The organism is Vreelandella arctica (assembly GCF_037070215.1).
GTDB classification, from domain to species: domain Bacteria; phylum Pseudomonadota; class Gammaproteobacteria; order Pseudomonadales; family Halomonadaceae; genus Vreelandella; species Vreelandella arctica.
This window is the reverse complement of the sequence record NZ_JBANSN010000017.1, coordinates 39,336-57,759: the sequence shown is the minus strand read 5'-3', so window position 1 is coordinate 57,759 and position 18,424 is coordinate 39,336. Positions and strand designations below refer to the sequence as shown.

The window sequence follows — 18,424 nt, the reverse complement described above, 5'->3', positions numbered from 1 at the left end:
GGGGTGATGGTTAAATGCAAGACCCCTTATGCGCTTTTTATAAAGCTAATTGTATAAACAACGTCTAAGACGGTTGGGTGATTGAACGTGCAGCGCTATACTGCGCCTATGACTAAACAAAATCCTATTCATTTCAGCTTTTCAAACACTGAAATATCCCGCCCGCAACGCACTGCGTATGCGCTTTTTTTATGCCTCTCGCAAATGACGCCATCAAGGATGTTGCTCGTATGAAGTATTGGACGTTAAGTGATGATCCGCACGCCGAGCGCGAGGCGCATAAATATGGTAACCCAGCGCCGAGCCGGGAGTATTTGCTTGCTGCCTTAGAAACGTATGGCAAGCCGATTACCCATGAAAATATGAGCCGCCTGCTGGGTCTGGAAGACGAAGAGCTGATCGAAGCTGTCCGTCGCCGTTTGGCGGCGATGGAGCGCGATGGGCAAGTGCTGCGTGATCGTCGGGGCGCCTATGCGTTAATCGACAAGCTCGATCTGATCAAAGGCAAAGTGCTGGGGCACCGCGATGGGTTTGGCTTCCTCTTGCGGGATGATGGCAAAAAGCCGGACTTGGTATTGCCGCCGCGCCAAATGCGGCGTGTTTTTCACGGCGACCATGTGTTGGCACGCGTTAGCGGTCGTGATCGCCGTGGCCGTGATGAGGCGACGATTGCCGAAGTGATTGCACGTAACACCCAAACCATCGTTGGTGTTTACCGTAGCAATACCCCTGAGTTTGGCATTCTAATACCGGAAAATCCGCGCATTACTCAGGAAGTGATTATTCCGCATAGCGCCTGTGGTGGCGCTAAAGATGGCCAGGTGATCTCGGCCAAGATCGTTCAGCAGCCAGCCACCCGTGTACAGCCGGTAGGCGAGGTGATTGAAGTGTTGGGTGAGCGTATGGATCCCGGCATGGAAATTGATATTGCGATTCGCAGTTACGATATTCCTGCAGAGTTTCCGCCTGAAGTGCTCGACCAAATTTCTGGCATTTCAGCTGAAGTGCTGGAAGAAGACAAGCAGCACCGCGTTGACCTGCGTGATATACCGCTGGTTACCATCGACGATGAGTCTGCCAAAGACTTCGATGATGCGGTGTGCGCGTGGAAAACCAAATCCGGCAGTTGGAAACTGCTCGTCGCGATCGCGGACGTTTCCCACTATGTGCGTCCCGGCACGCCGTTGGATAATGAAGGCCGCACGCGGGGTAACTCGGTCTACTTCCCTGGTCAAGTGGTTCCCATGCTGCCGGAACTATTGTCCAACGGGCTCTGTTCGCTGAATCCCCACGTGGATCGTCTGGTGCTGGTGTGCGAGATGAATATTTCGCAAACCGGTGCGATTAGCCGCTACCGCTTCTACGAAGCCGTCATGAACTCTCACGCTCGCCTTACCTATAACAAGGTGGCGGCAATTCTTGATGAGAAGAGCGAAGAGGGCGAGGCGCTACGGACAGAGCACAGCGAGCTAGTAAAGCCGCTGAAGAATCTGGAAGAGCTTTACTACTTGTTGCGCGAAGCGCGCGCTGAGCGTGGTGCGATTGATTTTGATACCACTGAAACGGCGATCATCTTTAATGATGAGCGTAAAATCGAGAAAATCGTTCCGCGTAGCCGTAACAACGCGCACAAGTTAATTGAAGAGTGCATGTTGGCAGCCAATGTGGCGACCGCGCGCTTCCTGGATAAGCATGACCTGCCGGCGCTTTACCGTATTCACGAACGGCCGACACCTGAGCGGCTTGATAAACTCCGCCTGTTCTTGAACGAGTTAGGCCTTGCAGTCGGCGGCGGCGATATGCCCACTCCGCAGGATTACCAGGCACTTCGTGAAACGATTGCCGACCGCCCTGACTTCGATATCATTCAGACGGTCATGCTGCGCTCAATGAATCAGGCGGTCTATTCGCCGCAAAACGAAGGTCACTTCGGCTTGGCCTACCAGGCCTACGCCCACTTTACCTCGCCGATCCGCCGCTATCCTGATCTGCTGGTTCACCGCGCTATTCGTTCGGTGATTCGCGGTCCGCGCCAGACCAATACGGTGCTGCGCGTTGAGGGATCTCCGGTTGAGCCGCCGAGCAAGTGGTGCCCATATACCTTCGAGCAGATGCTCGAGCTGGGTGAACACTGCTCGATGACGGAGCGTCGCGCCGACGAAGCCACCCGTGATGTCGAGAGCTGGCTGAAGTGCGAGTTCATGTCCGACAAGCTGGGCGAAATGTTCGAAGGTACTATCGCTTCGGTCACTCAGTTCGGCCTCTTTGTTCGTCTGGATGAGTTCTACGTAGAAGGCTTGGTGCATGTGACGTCGCTGCCTTCGGATTACTATCACTACGAAGCTGAGAAGCACCGCCTGAAAGGTGAGCGTACCGGCACCACTTACCGCTTGGGCGATGGCCTTACCGTTCAAGTGGCGCGGGTCGATATGGACGATCGTAAGATTGACTTCGGCCTGGGGGATGAAAAACCCCGCCCACGCCGCCAGCCGCGTAAGAGCCGCGGTGGGGAAGGGGGCGCTGGTGCGAAAACAGGTGGTGCGAAAACAGGTAGTGCCAAAGCCTCTGGTGATAAACCATCCGGTAGCGAGAAACCCACTACGCGTCGCGGTCCACGCCGCACACGGAACGGCCCACGCAAACCATCACCGAATAAGGGCTGAGCATGAAGTCAGCGTCTTCACGGCGGGGTCCCAAGACCCCTGATGGGCTAGATCAGGTTTATGGCGTTCATGCACTGCAAAGCCTGCTAGATAGAGGTGAGGCACCCCGTGAGTTGTGGGTGCAGCAGGGGGCGGGGAGCCGCTTGAAAGAGTTGGTCGCCCACGCTCAGTCGCATGGCGCTCGTGTGAAAGAGCAACCCCGCGATTTGCTTGATCAGCTAACCCAGGGGGCTGCCCACCAAGGGGTAGTCGCGTTTTGTCCGCCGCTAACTCCCGAGGGCGAAGAGTCGCTCTGGCTTAAGCTGCGTGCTTGGCCCTCGAATACACCGCCACTGTTGCTGATTTTGGATGGCGTGACGGATGTGCATAACTTCGGTGCCTGCCTGCGCAGCGCGGATGCCGCCGGTGCGCACGGGGTGATCGTGGCGAAGGATAAGGCCGCACCGCTCAATGCCACCGTGCGCAAAGTTGCCTGTGGTGCCGCCGAGGTGGTGCCGGTTTATCAAGTGACGAATTTGGCGCGTACGCTTGCCAAGCTAAAAGATGCCGGTGTCTGGATAACCGGCACGGCAGGTGAGGCTGAGGCCAGCGTATTTGATATTGACATGACGGGGCCTACTGCCCTGGTGATGGGAGCAGAAGGCAAGGGCATGCGGCGGTTAACGCGCGAAGCGTGCGATAACCTTGCCAAGTTACCGATGGCAGGGGAGGTTTCTAGCCTCAATGTGTCAGTAGCTACCGGTATCTGCTTGTTTGAAGCTGTCCGACAGCGCCAGCTTGCAAGTTAACCGCCGTACTACTAAGATACACGCGCCCGTTTGTCTGCAAGCGGGCGTTAGCTGTGAGAATTAGTAATTGAAACTGTCGTTAAAAAACAGTTGTTGAAATAAAAGTTCTGTTTGATGCCCCGGTAGCCGTTTAATGCGGTGGCGGAGCACTTCAGTTAACTCCTTGCTTCCTTGTCGTCGTTTACTGCCTTTAGCAGTAGCACACAACGGAAGCTGTCAAACCGCAAGGAGATCCTATGCGTCATTACGAAATCGTGTTTATGGTCCACCCGGATCAAAGCGAGCAGGTGCCGGCGATGGTTGAGCGCTACACCAGCATCGTTACTGAAAACAGCGGCACTGTGCACCGTCTAGAAGATTGGGGTCGTCGTCACTTGGCTTACCCGATCAACAAGATCCACAAAGCCCACTACGTGCTGATGAATGTCGAATGTAACGGCGAAACTCTCGATGAAATCGAGAATATCTTCCGTTACAACGACGCCATTATCCGCAGCCTGGTTGTTCGCTGCAAAGAAGCGGTTACTGAAGCTTCCCCGATGATGAAGCCGGCAGAAGAAAAACGTCCGCGTCGCGAAGAAAAACCGCGCGCTGAAGAAGAAGAAACTGCCTGATTTTATTCACTGCACGTTTTAAGGAGCTAGTCCATGGCACGTTTTTTCCGTCGCCGTAAGTTTTGCCGCTTCACCGCTGAAGGCATCAAGCAGATCGATTACAAAGATCTGGACACGCTGAAGGCTTACATCACCGAAACCGGCAAGATCGTTCCAAGCCGTATTACCGGCACCAAAGCACGCTATCAGCGTCAGTTGGCGACTGCTATCAAGCGCTCGCGTTATCTGGCACTGCTGCCCTACTCCGATAGCCACCAGTAAGCGTTTAACGTGATGCTGGCACTAGCCCGATGGCTAATGCGGGGCACGCCTTACGCAGCAGGCGGGGCGGCCCTGGCAACGCTAGTGCCTTGGCTGTTCTGGTTAGGGGCAGCCATCGCCGCGTTGATGACGCTACGCAAAGGTTTTGCACCTGCGCTGCCAGTCATTATCGCTGCAGCACTGCCGGCTGGCTGGTGGTGGGCACAGGGAGACGTCATTCCGCTTGCTAGCATACTGCTGGTAACGCTGATGGCCGTTATCCTGCGCGAGAGGATGCGTTGGGGTGAAACGTTGATTGTGGGGACGTTGGTCGCCGCTGTCATGGTTCAGCTTGGCATCTTCAGCCCACCAGGCGGCACAGAGTTAATGCTTGAGCAGTTGCGGGAAGGTTCAGAAGAAGTGGACCGCATGCTCACGGAATTCGCCAATCAGGGCTACGATACCCAAACCATCGCCGCGTTAGTGGTGGGTGGGGTGACTGGGCTCGTCGTACTGTTGGCAGCAATAGTGTGTTTAGCGCTTGCGCGTAGTTGGCAAGCTGGGTTGTATAACCCAGGTGGCTTTCGCGAAGAGTTTCATGCACTACGCTTAACACCCAAAGAGCTGGCCGTATTGGTCGTCATTGGAGTGATAGGCATGCTGCTGGGCGCACACGCGCTGGCGATGCTTGGTTGGATTCCGCTGTTGGTAGCTGGCGTTGCGTTAGTGCATGGGTTTATTGGAATAAAGGGGATGAACGGGCTGTGGCTGGTAGCATTTTATGTGCTGCTAATCACGACCTGGCCCACGATTCTCATTGTGCTGCTGTTGGGGCTGATTGATACATTCGCGAACGTTCGCGCACGCCTTGCCCGCAGCAACTGACAAGAGGTTTACGAGATGGAAGTCATTCTGCTCGACAACATTGGTAAGCTGGGCGGCCTGGGTGACAAAGTCACCGTGAAGCCTGGTTATGGTCGTAACTACTTGGTGCCTTACGGCTTAGCCGTACCGGCCACCAAAGACAACATCGAAGCGTTTGAAGCACAGCGTGCTGAGCTCGAAGCGCAAGCCGCTGAGCGCAAGGCAGAAGCCGAAGTGCGCGCTGAGCAGCTAAACGACATCGAGCTGTCTTTGGTTTCCAAAGCAGGCGACGAAGGCAAGCTGTTCGGTTCTATTGGTCCGCGTGACCTGGCTGACGCCATTTCCTCTGCTGGCATCGATATTGCCAAGAGCGAAGTGCGTATGCCGACAGGGCCGATTCGCCAAACTGGCGAATACGACATTGCTATTCACTTGCACGCTGAAGTGAATACGACTGTACGTGTAGTAGTAGTTGCAGAGTAATTAAGTAAGTGCTACTTAAGTACGAGATAAGTGCCAAGTAAGTATTTAGTGCTTGGTCACTCACTGTACTGGCACGAACGCCTCAAAAGGCGCGGGGAAACCCGCGCCTTTTGTTATTTCTGACGCCTGTGCTGCAAGACGGTAGTGCTGGATAGTGTCATAAATCCGCCTGGTCTATTACGGTTTGGCGTTTTTCAGACAATGTCTAGATTGGCTGTGATGTCGGTGGTCGAACGTCCTCGCTCCGGCTAAGATACCCCTCTTCATTATTGGCTACGCTGTAGTATTTAAAGGAGCTCGCTATGCAGGACCAGCCTTCTGCTGATAAAGAAACGGCAGCGCTAAAACTGCCGCCGCACTCTCTGGAGGCGGAGCAGTCGGTATTAGGCGGGCTAATGCTGGATAACCAAGCCTGGGATAACGTCTCAGAGCGCTTGGTGGCGGATGATTTCTACCGTTATGAGCACCGTTTAGTGTTCAACGTGATGATTCATCTGGCTGAATCCGGTCAGCCATTGGACGTGGTAACGCTTTCCGAAGCGCTGGAAGCGCGGGATCACTTGGATACGGTCGGTGGGTTAGCGTTTTTAGCCGAGCTTGCGCGTAACACGCCCTCTGCCAGTAATATTCGCGCCTACGCCGATATCGTGCGTGAGCGGGCAACGCTGCGTAAATTGATCCGGGCTGCTAACCAAATCGCCGATAGCGCTTTTTCCCCTCAAGGGCGTCCGGCGGATGAATTGCTCAATGAAGCGGAACGGTTAGTGTTCCAGATTGCCGAGGAGCGTCCTAAAACCGGCGGTCCTATCGGTATGAGCGATTTGCTGACCAAAGCCGTTGATCGCATTGATGAGCTGTTTAACCTGAAAGGTGAAATGACCGGGCTTTCCACCGGTTTCCGTGACTTGGATGAGATGACCACTGGTCTCCAGCCGTCGGATATGGTGGTGATTGCAGGTCGTCCCTCCATGGGTAAAACCACCTTCGCGATGAACCTGGTTGAGCATGCGGTTATTTCCAGCGACAAGCCGGTCATGGTCTTCTCTATGGAGATGCCCGCCGAATCCCTGATGCTGAGGATGCTCTCATCGCTGGGTAGGATTGACCAAACCCGCGTACGTACCGGGCAGTTGGAAGATGAGGATTGGCCGCGCTTAACCTCCGCCGTCAATCTGCTCAAAGACAAACAGCTGTTTATCGATGATACCGCGGCCTTATCGCCAAATGAGATGCGCTCACGGTTGCGTCGGGTGGTGCGTGAGCATGGCAATATTGCACTGGTGATGATCGATTACCTTCAGTTAATGCAGATCCCCGGCTTCAATGAAAACCGTACCGGTGAAATTTCTGAAATCTCGCGCTCGTTGAAGGGCTTGGCGAAAGAGTTTAATTGTCCAGTCGTGGCACTTTCCCAGTTGAACCGCTCGTTGGAGCAGCGTCCGAATAAACGGCCAGTCATGTCGGATTTGCGTGAGTCGGGCGCCATTGAGCAGGACGCGGACGTCATTGCCTTCGTTTATCGCGATGAAGTCTATAATCCAGATAACCCCGATAACCAAGGTATCGCGGAGTTAATTATTGGTAAGCAGCGTAACGGCCCGATCGGCACCGTTCACATGGCGTTTATCGGTAAATATACCCGCTTCGAGGATTTGGCCCCGGATAGCTACGGTCAAGCATTCGGCGACTAGGTTTTTACAGGCTGGTTTGGGAAGACCGGCTTCAAAGCCAGCTTTGTGATGAGTCACTTGAGGATGGGGAGCGAGCTCGTATAATGCCCCACCCATGATATGCAAATAAACGGGAGTAGCAAATGGCAGGTGGATTTCGGCGCGGTAATCGGCAGCGTCTTCCTAAGCTAGAAGGTCGCGGTGAGCTTGAAGCACTTGAGCGTGAAGGGCCTTTCAAAGAGTGGTTAGGTATGCCAGATCTTTATCGCTACCATTTGGTCGTGGAGGGAGAAAAGTACAGCTATCAAACCGAAGATGGAGAGCTGCCCGTTAAGGTGGGGGATAAGGTCGTGTTTCGCTACAAAGAGACCAAAGGCGGCAACTGGATTGACCGTAATTCACTTGGCAAAGCCATCGACCCTTCTGAATACCAGTAAAATAACGACTTCTTGACGCTTCGGTCAGGAACTCTCTTGCGCTATTGCCCTCGAATGCAGTTGAAAATTAGTGGTTAAGAAATCAGTTGTTGAATAACCCACTATTGTGAGTCTATCTTTTAATGGATGTCACAACACTGCAACAACAGGGCAACAGGAACGTCATAGGGTGCAGTCATGCTGTGCCCTGATGCCATACTTGATGACATAGACAAATAACAGGAGGGAACCATGGAACTGAAGGATCTTAAGCAGTTTGTCGCCAGCCACGACAACTTTGAAATTCGCGTGATTACCCATTCGGGTAGCCGTTTTTATCAGGTTGAGCTGGAAGATGTTGAAGGCGAGCGCCATATGCTGATGCAGCGTTCTAAGCCAATGCTATTTCGCTCGCTGGATGATGCCTATATGGAACTCAAACGGGCTGGCATTCACCGCGCTTACTTAGTACAGCACGTGCCGCACGATGAAGTAATTGGTCGTGACGCTCATTACAGCGAGCCGCTTACATCGCGTATGCCGTTAGTATTTTAAGTTTACGCGCTAACCCAAACGCTTCACGTATAAATCGTTAACTCTTAGCTTTACGCTTTTCCCACCACCGCCCGATTCGTATTCGACGACGGGCAAAATAACGGTAACCGGCATTCATCACGCCGCGTACACCCGGTAAGCATGAAATCTTCACCAGTCGCCGGTAGCCCAACACTGCATAGAGGGCACGGCTGGCATCCATCCCGATATACCACTCTCCTTGGCTATCTTGTAGATGTAGTTGGCCCATCATCGCATTAAATTCCTGCCCGTACGCCTGAGCGTTAAAGTCACTGGCCTGGATATCTACCAGTGCGATGCGTTCCTGGTGACGATGCTTTTTAAGCCATGCCACTTCTTGCTGACAAAAAGGGCAGTGGCCGTCATGAAACAGCGTAACAGGGAGCGATGCCTTCAGTGGTGAGTAGCGGCTCATTGTTATTCCTTATTGGCGTTCGGTTGTGGATATTGCATAGCCTGCCGTGTGGCAGGATTGCCCGTAGCCTGGTGATGTCTCCAGTTGTGATAAAAAGTTTTCAGCCTGCTGGCGAATAGCTTCACGCTTCTCATCGGTCATGCGCCTCAGGGAGCCGTAGATTAGCTTCATGCGTGGGTTTTTATTTAATCGCTCCGCATTGGCTTCAAGGAAATGCCAGTAAAGGCTATTGAAAGGGCAGGCGTTGGGGCCGATGACCTGTTTTGGCGAGTAGCGGCAGTGCTGGCAGTGATCTGACATTTTGTCGATATATTTACCCGAGGCACAGTAGGGCTTGGAGCCCATTAAGCCACCATCGGCATGGAGTACCATGCCCAAGGTATTAGGCAGTTCCACCCACTCGCTGGCATCGGCATAAACCGCTAAGTACCAATCGCACAGAGCTTCCGGTTTGACGCCACAGAGGAGGGCAAAGTTGCCAGTGACCATTAGCCGTTGAATATGATGGGCGTAACTATTGTCGATGGTCATTTGAACGGCGCGATTTAGGCACCGCATATCGGTGTCTGCGTCCCAATAAAAGGCTGGTAGTTCGCGCTTAAAGCCTAGTGGGTTGGCGCTTTTGTAGCTGGGCATCTGTGTCCAGTAGAGCCCGCGCACGTATTCGCGCCAGCCAAGAATTTGACGGATAAATCCTTCAACCGCATTAATCGGGGCTTCACCGGTGTAATAACACTGCTCTGCGGCTTCGCAAACCTCATGAGGAGACAGTAGGCCGATGTTCATCGCGGCAGAGAGTCGCGAGTGATACAAATAGGGTGCGGAATCGCTGATGGCATCCTGATAGCGGCCAAACTGAGCCAATCCATGCTGCATAAAGTGCTTAAGATCCACTAATGCCTGCTTACGGGTCACCGGAAGGTTAAAGTTCGTCAGTGTGCCCATATGATCACTAAAGTGGCGTTCCGCATCGGCCAGAGCGTCTTGGGTAAGCTTGTCTTGGCGGTGTTGTGGCAGCTCAGGAAACTCAAGCGCTGACTTGATGGGCTGGCGATTATCGTGATCAAAATTCCACTTGCCGCCAGCAGGCTCATCGCCCTCCATCAGGAATCCGGTCCGCTTGCGCTGTTCACGGTAAAAATACTCAAGTCTTAACTGTTTGCGGCCACTTGCCCACTGGCTAAAATCGCTGGGCGTCGTAAAAAAACGCTCATCTTCAAGAAGCCGCCAGGGAATCGTGGCGTCTTCACGCTGGTGCATCGTCTTCCACAGCCGCCACTCTCCAGGCCGCGCAACGCGTATCTCGTCGCAGCCATACTGTGCGGCTATACGCTCGGCTTCCTCAATGAGGGAGTGGCAATTATCGGCATCATCCAGGGCGCTGTAATGGACTTGGAAACCCTTATCACGCAGTGCCTGGGCAAAGTGACGCATGGCGGCCAAAAAAAGGGCGATTTTGTGAATATGATGAGGCACATAGCGTGCTTCTTCAGCGACTTCGCACAGAGCAACGACCGCATTGGTGGGGGCTTCTTGCAGCGTTGTGAGTGAAAAAGAGAGCTGGTCGCCGAGTACTAGAAGCAGAGGCTTAGACATGAGTTGGCCTGTAGTTATACAAATGATGTCAATAGTATAACTTTATGCCGCCGCTTTGCCGAAAAGTGATAGGATTTAGCCCTCTGGTATTCATAAATTGTATTAGTGATCAGTGACACCGTTATTTTCCAGGAGCAAGTGTAATGACCGAAAATGTCGTCAAGGATCAACCGGCCGAGGGTCGGTTGGCCCATGCACCTAGTGATCACCCGTCGGTGCCGCGTGCCAAGGTCGGTGTTGTGCTCGCGAACTTGGGAACACCGGATGCCACCGACTACTGGTCAATGCGTCGCTACTTGAATGAGTTCCTGTCCGATAAGCGCGTGGTCGACTATGCCGGTTGGAAATGGCAGCCACTGCTGCAGTTGATTATTTTGACTAAGCGTCCTTTTTCGTCGGGTAAGGCGTATCGTAGTATTTGGAATAACGAAAAAAATGAGAGTCCGTTGTTAACCACGACCCGGGCTCAAACCGAAAAAATGACGGCGCGGCTGAAAGCACTCTATGGTGACGATGTCGAAGTCGATTTTTGCATGCGCTATGGCAACCCTTCTACTAAAAGCGTGTTGACCCGAATGAAAGAGAAGGGCTGTGAAAAAATCGTCTTTTTCCCCCTCTACCCTCAGTACGGTTCTCCTACAACGGCAACGGCTAACGACGAAGCATTTCGTACGTTGATGAAAATGAAGTGGCAGCCATACATTCGCACAGTGCCCGCGTATTTCGACCATCCTGCCTATGTTCAGGCGTTGGCTAACTCGGTACAAGAAGCCTATGACGGTTTTGCGACCCGGCCCACCAAGCTTGTCGCGAGCTACCATGGGGTGCCCGAGCGTTACTTGATGGAGGGAGACCCTTACCACTGCCAGTGCCAGAAAACCACTCGTTTGCTGCGTGAGAAGCTTGGTTTCAGCAAAGAGGAGGTCGATACCGCCTTCCAGTCACAGTTTGGCCCTGAAAAGTGGGTTGGCCCGCAAACCGTCAAGCATGTAGCGGAGCTTGCCAAGCAGGGGCATAAACATATTGCGATTATGTCGCCGGCTTTCTCGTCAGATTGTGTCGAAACCCTGGAAGAGATCGAAGAGGAGATTCGCGATAGCTTTATGGAAGCGGGCGGAGAGACGTTTAGCTACATTCCTTGCCTGAATGATCGCGACGACCATATCGAAGCGCTACTAAGAGTTATCAATAATGAATTAGCGGGTTGGTTGTCTATTGCCTAACGTGTAACACCTTATTTGCTATAGTCATTTCTTGACAACAGCCGCAGACGAGTTTTTGTTCGCCAGCGGCTGTTTGCGTTTAAGCGTTTGACTGGTCAGTCAAAACCATCTGTTATAAGGTGTACAACTTTAGAATCACACTACTTCAACGCTGGCATGCCAGTGACAGGGCATGATGCCTGGGTATTCGCCTCAACCTCCAAGGTGAGCCTTTCATTTTTCAGGAGATTTCGCCAGATGCAACTTGCCGTTTTAATGGGGTTTTTGCTGGCCGCGTCGTCACCGCTACTGCATCGTTGGTTTGGGCATCGCACCAGTCTTGTACTGGCGCTTTTCCCAGCAGGGTTAGCGGCCTGGCTGTTACTACAAGCCCCTGAAATCATTGAGAACGGCAGCTTGCTGTTGGAGTGGCAGTGGGTGCCTTCCCTGGGTATCAGCCTTACTTTCCTGCTGGATGGTTTGTCACTTCTATTTGGGCTATTGATCACCGTCATGGGCGCCTGCGTGCTGGTGTATGCCGGTGGTTACTTAAAAGATCATCCCGATATCGCACGTTTTCATATTGCACTCGTCGCCTTTATGGTCTCAATGCTAGGGCTGGTGTTAGCGGACGGGCTATTTACACTGTTTATTTTCTGGGAACTGACCAGTATTACCTCCTATTTACTGATCGGTTTTAATCACGCCGATATTGAAGCACGTAAGTCTGCCCGTCAGGGCCTGTTCGTCACGGTGGCCGGTGGCTTAGCATTAATGGCGGGCCTGGTATTGTTGGGGATTGCGAGCGATAGCTGGTCGCTGGCGGAGATCCTTAGCCAGGAAGCCGACCTGCGTGAGCATGCACTCTACACACCCATGCTGATCTGTTTGCTGCTTGGGGCGTTTACCAAATCGGCTCAGTTTCCGTTCCACTTCTGGCTGCCCAACGCCATGGCCGCACCTACGCCGGTCTCTGCCTACCTTCACTCCGCCACGATGGTGAAAGCGGGCATTTATCTACTGGCTCGCTTACACCCAGAGCTTGGTGGAACGGCGATGTGGGTCGGTATTTTGTCCGTTGTTGGGGCGACGACAATGCTGACCGGCGCGTTCCTAGCGATTCACCATACGAATATCAAAAAGCTGCTCGCTTACTCGACCATCATGGCGTTGGGTACGCTGACAATGTTGTTGGGTATTGGCACTGAATATGCGATGACCGCTTTTGTCACTTTTCTGCTAGCGCACTCCCTGTACAAGGGCGCGCTGTTTATGGTCGCCGGTATTCTTGATCATGAAACCGGTACCAAAGACGTGACGCAGATGGGCGGGCTGCGCTCGTTAATGCCAGTAACGGCGATGATCGCATTGGTAGCGGCGCTTTCACTTGCAGGGGTTCCGCCGCTGTTTGGCTTTATCGGTAAGGAGCTAATGCTTGAGTCTGTGCTAGGCGCCGGTAGCTTCCGTATGCTGTTGGTATTATTCGCTTTTGTCGCTTCCATTTTGACCATCGCGGTGGCCTTTATCATTGCGTTACGGCCCTTTTATGGTAAGCGTCACCATACCCCCCTTGAGCCTCATGAAGCGCCGCTAAGCATGTTAGTGGGCCCTGCGTTACTGGCAGTAGGGTCGCTACTGTTGGGCTTAATGCCAGCCTTGCTAGGCGCTAATGCCTTATTAACGTCAGCTGCCACTTCTGTTTCTGGAGAAACGATGGAGGTGACACTGTCACTTTGGTACGGCATCAATGTGGCGTTGATAATGTCGATCATCAGCCTGGGCGTTGGCTTTTTGCTGTTTAAGCGTTGGGATAGTGTGCGAGCCAAGCTTTCATTACTGGCTCCGATCATGCGCCATGGTCCCGAAGCGGGCTATGAAAGCATGATGAACGGCATTGTGCAGTTCTCTGAGTGGCAAACACGGCTGCTGCAAAACGGCTATATGCGTAACTACATTCTGGTGATGTTGATCACGCTTATTGCGCTGATTGGGAATTCAATCTTGTTACGCCATTCGCCAATATTCGCTTTTGATCTTGATGTCCGTTTCCACGAGGTGGTGGTGGCGGGCACGATGGCAATGGGCGCTCTATTTGCCACAACGACTCGCTCGCGCCTTGGGGCCGTCGTGTCGGTTGGGGTAATGGGTTTCTCTATTGCGTTAATTTTTATTCTTTTCAGCGCGCCGGACTTAGCGATTACTCAGTTACTGGTGGAAACTTTAACGGTGATTTTATTGGTGCTGGTGCTGTTTCGGCTGCCGAGGTTTTCAAATCTTTCCACCAGTCTAGAGCGCATAAGAGATGGTGTGGTAGCCGCGATGATGGGCATTTTGATCTGCTTATTGATTATGACTGCGTGGAGTATTCAGCAGTTTGAACCGATTTCGACGTACATGATTGAGAACAGTGCTCCGCTGGCTTACGGCCGCAATATCGTCAACGTTATTTTGGTTGATTATCGCGCTCTGGACACCCTGGGTGAGATGTTCGTGCTGGCACTCGCAGCGATTGGTGTAATTGCCATGCTTAAGCTGCGTCATGGAGAGAACAGCAATGGCAAGAGCGGGGAGAGCAGTAAAGTGACCACCAAGGAGCCTTACGATGGTTAAGTCAGGCACGATTATTCTCAATACGGCGGCACGGCTGTTGATGCCGCTGCAATTGCTGTTTTCTGTTTTTCTGCTGCTCAGGGGGCACGATGAGCCGGGCGGTGGTTTTATTGCCGGTTTGGTAGCCGCTGGGGCCTTTACGCTTTACCTATTTGCCTTTGGGGTGAGCGCGACCAAAGAAGTGCTGCGGATGGTTGATCCCCGTGACCTGATAGGCATCGGCCTGCTGCTGGGGATGATCTCGGTGGTGCCCGCTTGGTTTATGGGTCAGCCTTTTTTGACTGCCCAGTGGTGGACTATTCCGGTGATTGATTTTAAAGCCTCCACGCCGCTGATTTTTGATATCGGCGTTTACTTTGCCGTGCTGGGCTCCGTGACGGGCATGGTCATGACGCTGATGGAGGTGGATAAGGATGAACCCTGAATTCACAGGAGGCACCGCATGGAACCATTGATGGCAGTGGCAATTGGTCTGCTGTATGCGACGGCCATTTTTATGATGCTGCGTCGCTCTATCGTCAAACTGGTGATTGGTTTGATGCTGCTTTCCAACGCTGCCAATTTGCTGATTTTCACCACGGCGGGCATGACCCGTGGTGCCCCGCCGCTGATTGCGGAAGGTATGATGCAGCCGCCTAGCGGCGTAGCTGACCCTTTGCCCCAAGCGGTTGTGCTAACAGCGATCGTGATTGCCTTCGGGGTACTGGCGTTTGCAGTGGTATTGATTCGACGTGCCTATGAAGTCGTTAAGGCCGATGATCTCGATAAGATGAAGGATACTGATACGTGAGGCCTGAAGTTGCTCTTCCCGTCCTCCTGCCCTTGTTGTCAGGGGCTATCTCGTTGCTGTTTTGGCGCTCGCGACCCATGCAGCGATTCATGGCGGTGGCTGGCAATGTCGCGCTGCTGATAGTCAGCCTGTGGCTGTTTGTATCGACGTTGTCAGATGGCTACGTAACGATGCAGATGGGCAGCTGGCCAGCCCCGTTTGGGATCACCTTAATCGCCGACCTGCTCAGTGCCGTCATGGTCTTGATGACCGCGATTATCGGCTTGGCAATGGGGATTTACTCATTGGCAACCACTGGCCGTGGCCATGAAAAATTTGGCTATTACCCCTTGATGCACCTGTTGCTTGCCGGGGTAACCGGTGCATTTTTGACCGGCGATATCTTCAATCTTTATGTGTGGTTTGAAGTAATGCTGGTGGCCTCGTTTGCGCTGCTGATTCTGGGCGGCGAGCGCGCCCAGATGGAGGGGGCGATTAAGTATGTCACGCTGAACCTGTTAGCGTCGGTGATCTTCCTAACGGCGGTGGGGCTGCTTTATGGGATGGTGGGAACGCTCAACATGGCTGACATTGCGCTGCGCATGGATGAGGCGGAGCACACTGGCATGGTCGAAGTGTTAGCGGTCATGTTTATGGTGGCGTTCGGGATCAAGGCGGCGGCCTTCCCGCTGTTCTTTTGGTTACCTGCGTCTTATCACACGCCACCAGTCGCTGTTTCAGCGCTATTTGCCGGGCTACTCACTAAGGTCGGCGTTTATGCGATGTTCCGTGTTTTCACGCTGATATTCGATCAAACCATGGGCTATCTTCAGGACATTATGCTCTGGGGCGCAGTATTTACCATGGTAACGGGCGTGCTGGGGGCGGCGGCCCAGTATGAGTTCAGGCGCATTCTGTCGTTTCATATTGTCAGCCAAATTGGCTATATGATCTTAGGTTTGGCGCTTTATACACCATTGGCGATTGCCGGGGGTGTGTTTGCCATCGTGCATAATATGGTGGTGAAGACCAATCTGTTCTTGATTAGCGGTATTACCCATCGTTTGCAGGGCACGTACCAGCTTAAAAAAATGGGGGGGCTTTATCGTGAGCGTCCTTGGTTAGCCATTGCTTTCTTTATCTCTGCCTTCTCGTTGGCCGGTGTGCCGCCGCTATCAGGTTTTTTTGCCAAGTTTGTGATTGTTCGCGCGGGTCTGGAAGTTGAGGCCTATGTGGCCACTGGTATTGCGCTGGCGGTGGGGCTAATGACGCTCTACTCCATGGTCAAAATTTGGAATGAAATATTCTGGAAATCGCTACCGGAAGATAATCTGGTACCCGAAACGGCCACGCCGACCGGTGACGATGGGCGGCTGTTAAAGCCAAGTCTGTGGATGATGTATTTGCCAGTAATGGTGCTGGCTCTGTCATCGTTACTGATTGGTGTGTTTGCCGAACCGATTATGTGGGTAATGACCGGCATTGGTGATCAGTTGCTTGAGCCTCGCGGGTATATTGAAGCAGTGCTGGGCGCTTCAGCCAGTGCCGAAGATGTGCTGCTGGATTCAGCTGCCGCCAACGATGAAGAACCTAAGGCTGACGCCGGGGAGGAGTTGCCATGACCGGTGCTATTTGGAACCTGCTGTTAGGATTAGCCTGGGTACTGTTGAGCGGTGATTTCAGTGGGCTGAATCTCCTTGTCGGCTTAATCTTCGGCTATATCACTCTGGTGCTAATTGAGCCTCAGCTGGATGCCCTGAAAGGTTATCCTGCTCGCGTGCCGCGCTTGATCGGTTTTATCGGCTTTTTTCTAAAAGAACTCATTCAGGCCAACTTACGTGTCGCTTTCGATATCGTGACGCCACCTTGGCATATGAAGCCGGGGGTTATCGCTATGCCGCTTTCCGCCCACACCGAAATGGAAATTACCATGGTGGCCAATCTGATTTCATTAACGCCGGGAACGCTTAGCCTGGATGTGTCTGATGACCGTAAGGTGTTGTATATCCATGCGATGTTTTTAGACAATGAAGAGGAGTTGCGGCGTAATTTAAAAGAGATGGAGCACCGGGCCCTGGAGCTGTTTCGCTAATGGATACGGTTATTCTGATCAGCCAAGTCATCATGAGCCTGGCGCTTATCCTGACCTTTGTTCGTGTCGTTCGTGGCCCGAGTCTGCCCGACCGCGTGGTCGCATTGGAGCTTTTTTCAACCACTGTTGTTGGGTTGGTTGGGGTGTATGCGATCAAGTCGGATGTTGCCAGCTTCCTGGATGCCGCCATTGTGATTGCCTTGATGGGGTTCTTGGCGGCGATAGCGTTTGCACGCTTTTTGGAAAGGGGAGGCCCTCGGGATGATTGATTTCATAAAAGGCACGCTCATCATCGCGGGCGCGCTATTTATACTGCTTGCCTCGGTAGGCCTGCTGCGGTTGCCTGATTTGCTAACACGGATGCACGCGACCACCAAAGCGGCGGCGTTAGGCGTGATTTTGGTTATGCTGGCTGCCGCTATGCACTTTGCAGAAGTAGGCATTGTGGCCCGTTCGTTTGCCATTATTGTGTTTATTTTGATGACCGCACCCGTAGCGGCCCATGTTATTGGGCGAGCTGGTTACTTTGTCGGTTCCAAGCTTTGGAGTGGAACGGTCAAAGATGAATTGCGCCCTAACTACGACCCATTGACCCACGAATTAAAAAGTGGCCTGGAAACGCAGGAAAATGCCAAGCGCCAGCCAAGGGAAACAGACCCCGATTAAAGCTGACGGCACCAATCCTGTCACCGCCAGTGAATAACCGCCATTGAGCCACCCGCGGTGGCTTTTTCATATCCTCTGTTTAATAAACCCCGTTATTTTTATACACACTGGTAAAAACTTAGCATGTACAATAATTATACCGTATAGGATAATGTGTCTATGTTTTGAGGCGTCCTACATGCTGCGCGTGAGTAATGTTCAATGCACCGCAAACAACATTTGTCGCAAAAAACCTGCGTTCAATGCGAGCGTCCTTTCTTTTGGCGGAAAAAGTGGGCGCGCTGCTGGGACGAGGTGTGCTACTGCAGCGAACGCTGCCGTCGTAGTGCTAAGCAGGCAAACTGCTTGGCATCAAAGCACCCCAAGGAGGCATGAGCATGAATAGCACGACCGATATCGTCTGGCTGCAAGACGACCTGCGTATTGCGGATAACCCTCTTTTTCGCTTTACCGCTCGCCCTAGTTACCTGCTTTGTCTCTTTGTAGTGGATGAACAGTGGTTGGCACCTCTCATAGAGGGCGAATCGACACCGCGGATCGGGCCGGCCCGATTACGCTTTTTATGGCAAAGTTTGATGGAATTGCGCGGTGAGCTTTTACAACGCGGCAGTGACTTGTTGGTACGCATTGGTAAGCCGAGTAACGTTGTCATCGAGTTGTCTGCCTCGCTTAATGCCCGACAAATACGCGTTGCCGAGCATCCTGGGGTTGAAGAAAATGCTCATATCCAAGCGGTTGTAGAAGGCGCTGCCTAGTGAAA

General features: G+C 52.8%; 21 protein-coding genes. 19 read left to right on the top strand and 2 right to left on the bottom strand.

Annotated elements, in window-relative coordinates; translation table 11 throughout:
- The first annotated feature begins 230 nt into the window (after positions 1-230).
- The 9 genes from rnr to V8L70_RS15085 all read left to right on the top strand — a co-directional run bounded on the left by rnr (position 231) and on the right by V8L70_RS15085 (position 8,293).
- Positions 231-2,663, top strand: coding sequence for a ribonuclease R (gene rnr, locus V8L70_RS15125; protein WP_101147804.1), 2,433 nt, complete (start codon positions 231-233; stop codon positions 2,661-2,663).
- Positions 2,664-2,665: 2 nt separating this feature from the next.
- Positions 2,666-3,451, top strand: coding sequence for a 23S rRNA (guanosine(2251)-2'-O)-methyltransferase RlmB (gene rlmB / locus V8L70_RS15120; RefSeq protein WP_101147805.1), 786 nt, complete (start codon positions 2,666-2,668; stop codon positions 3,449-3,451).
- 236 nt (positions 3,452-3,687) lie between these two features.
- Positions 3,688-4,065 carry a 30S ribosomal protein S6 gene (gene rpsF / locus V8L70_RS15115; RefSeq protein WP_008958979.1) on the top strand — a complete coding sequence of 126 codons (378 nt, stop codon included), beginning with the start codon at positions 3,688-3,690 and terminating at the stop codon, positions 4,063-4,065.
- Between the two features lie 33 nt (positions 4,066-4,098).
- A complete protein-coding gene (gene rpsR / locus V8L70_RS15110; protein WP_008958980.1) occupies positions 4,099-4,326 on the top strand; it encodes a 30S ribosomal protein S18 in 228 nt (75 codons plus the stop codon).
- A 12-nt stretch (positions 4,327-4,338) separates the two neighbouring features.
- Complete coding sequence (locus V8L70_RS15105; RefSeq protein ID WP_008958981.1) at positions 4,339-5,190, top strand: hypothetical protein; 852 nt, start codon at positions 4,339-4,341, stop codon at positions 5,188-5,190.
- Between the two features lie 15 nt (positions 5,191-5,205).
- Positions 5,206-5,652: a 50S ribosomal protein L9 gene (gene rplI, locus V8L70_RS15100; protein ID WP_008958982.1), complete on the top strand. Its 447-nt coding sequence runs from the start codon at positions 5,206-5,208 to the stop codon at positions 5,650-5,652.
- A gap of 302 nt (positions 5,653-5,954) precedes the next feature.
- Positions 5,955-7,343 carry a replicative DNA helicase gene (gene dnaB / locus V8L70_RS15095; protein WP_008958983.1) on the top strand — a complete coding sequence of 463 codons (1,389 nt, stop codon included), beginning with the start codon at positions 5,955-5,957 and terminating at the stop codon, positions 7,341-7,343.
- A gap of 122 nt (positions 7,344-7,465) precedes the next feature.
- Positions 7,466-7,759 (top strand): hypothetical protein, encoded by a 294-nt coding sequence (locus V8L70_RS15090; RefSeq protein WP_008958984.1) that lies wholly within the window; start codon positions 7,466-7,468, stop codon positions 7,757-7,759.
- A gap of 231 nt (positions 7,760-7,990) precedes the next feature.
- On the top strand, positions 7,991-8,293 hold the full coding sequence (locus tag V8L70_RS15085; RefSeq protein ID WP_008958985.1) for a DUF6482 family protein: 303 nt from the start codon (positions 7,991-7,993) through the stop codon (positions 8,291-8,293).
- A 37-nt stretch (positions 8,294-8,330) separates the two neighbouring features.
- Here the strand turns inward: V8L70_RS15085 and V8L70_RS15080 are convergent, their stop codons facing one another.
- Both V8L70_RS15080 and V8L70_RS15075 read right to left on the bottom strand, forming a co-directional pair.
- Positions 8,331-8,729 (bottom strand): thiol-disulfide oxidoreductase DCC family protein, encoded by a 399-nt coding sequence (locus tag V8L70_RS15080; protein WP_008958986.1) that lies wholly within the window; start codon positions 8,727-8,729, stop codon positions 8,331-8,333.
- Positions 8,730-8,738: 9 nt separating this feature from the next.
- A complete protein-coding gene (locus tag V8L70_RS15075; protein ID WP_008958987.1) occupies positions 8,739-10,325 on the bottom strand; it encodes a cryptochrome/photolyase family protein in 1,587 nt (528 codons plus the stop codon).
- Between the two features lie 143 nt (positions 10,326-10,468).
- Here V8L70_RS15075 and hemH point away from each other — a divergent pair, with 143 nt between their 5' ends.
- From hemH to V8L70_RS22945, 10 genes are all read left to right on the top strand, one after another.
- Positions 10,469-11,548 (top strand): ferrochelatase, encoded by a 1,080-nt coding sequence (hemH, locus tag V8L70_RS15070; RefSeq protein ID WP_101147806.1) that lies wholly within the window; start codon positions 10,469-10,471, stop codon positions 11,546-11,548.
- Between the two features lie 237 nt (positions 11,549-11,785).
- The gene (locus V8L70_RS15065; protein WP_101147807.1) at positions 11,786-14,137 is read left to right on the top strand and encodes a putative monovalent cation/H+ antiporter subunit A; all 2,352 of its coding nucleotides are present in this window, start codon (positions 11,786-11,788) and stop codon (positions 14,135-14,137) included.
- Positions 14,130-14,561, top strand: a complete 432-nt coding sequence (locus tag V8L70_RS15060) for a Na+/H+ antiporter subunit B (protein WP_008958991.1) — start codon at positions 14,130-14,132, stop codon at positions 14,559-14,561. The genes V8L70_RS15065 and V8L70_RS15060 overlap by 8 nt, the downstream gene beginning before the upstream one ends.
- Positions 14,562-14,579: 18 nt before the next feature.
- Entirely contained in the window at positions 14,580-14,927 is a 348-nt protein-coding gene (locus tag V8L70_RS15055) for a Na+/H+ antiporter subunit C (protein ID WP_008958992.1), read from the top strand.
- A complete protein-coding gene (locus tag V8L70_RS15050; protein WP_101147808.1) occupies positions 14,924-16,528 on the top strand; it encodes a Na+/H+ antiporter subunit D in 1,605 nt (534 codons plus the stop codon). The genes V8L70_RS15055 and V8L70_RS15050 overlap by 4 nt, the downstream gene beginning before the upstream one ends.
- The gene (locus V8L70_RS15045; RefSeq protein ID WP_101147809.1) at positions 16,525-16,998 is read left to right on the top strand and encodes a Na+/H+ antiporter subunit E; all 474 of its coding nucleotides are present in this window, start codon (positions 16,525-16,527) and stop codon (positions 16,996-16,998) included. Before V8L70_RS15050 ends, V8L70_RS15045 begins: the two co-directional genes overlap by 4 nt.
- Positions 16,998-17,267, top strand: coding sequence for an MrpF/PhaF family protein (locus V8L70_RS15040; RefSeq protein ID WP_008958995.1), 270 nt, complete (start codon positions 16,998-17,000; stop codon positions 17,265-17,267). Before V8L70_RS15045 ends, V8L70_RS15040 begins: the two co-directional genes overlap by 1 nt.
- The gene (gene mnhG / locus V8L70_RS15035; protein WP_008958996.1) at positions 17,260-17,664 is read left to right on the top strand and encodes a monovalent cation/H(+) antiporter subunit G; all 405 of its coding nucleotides are present in this window, start codon (positions 17,260-17,262) and stop codon (positions 17,662-17,664) included. The genes V8L70_RS15040 and mnhG overlap by 8 nt, the downstream gene beginning before the upstream one ends.
- A 201-nt stretch (positions 17,665-17,865) precedes the next feature.
- Entirely contained in the window at positions 17,866-18,039 is a 174-nt protein-coding gene (locus tag V8L70_RS22855; RefSeq protein WP_348534239.1) for a DUF2256 domain-containing protein, read from the top strand.
- A gap of 2 nt (positions 18,040-18,041) precedes the next feature.
- Positions 18,042-18,419, top strand: a complete 378-nt coding sequence (locus V8L70_RS22945) for a deoxyribodipyrimidine photo-lyase (protein ID WP_431313228.1) — start codon at positions 18,042-18,044, stop codon at positions 18,417-18,419.
- The last annotated feature ends 5 nt before the right edge of the window (positions 18,420-18,424 follow it).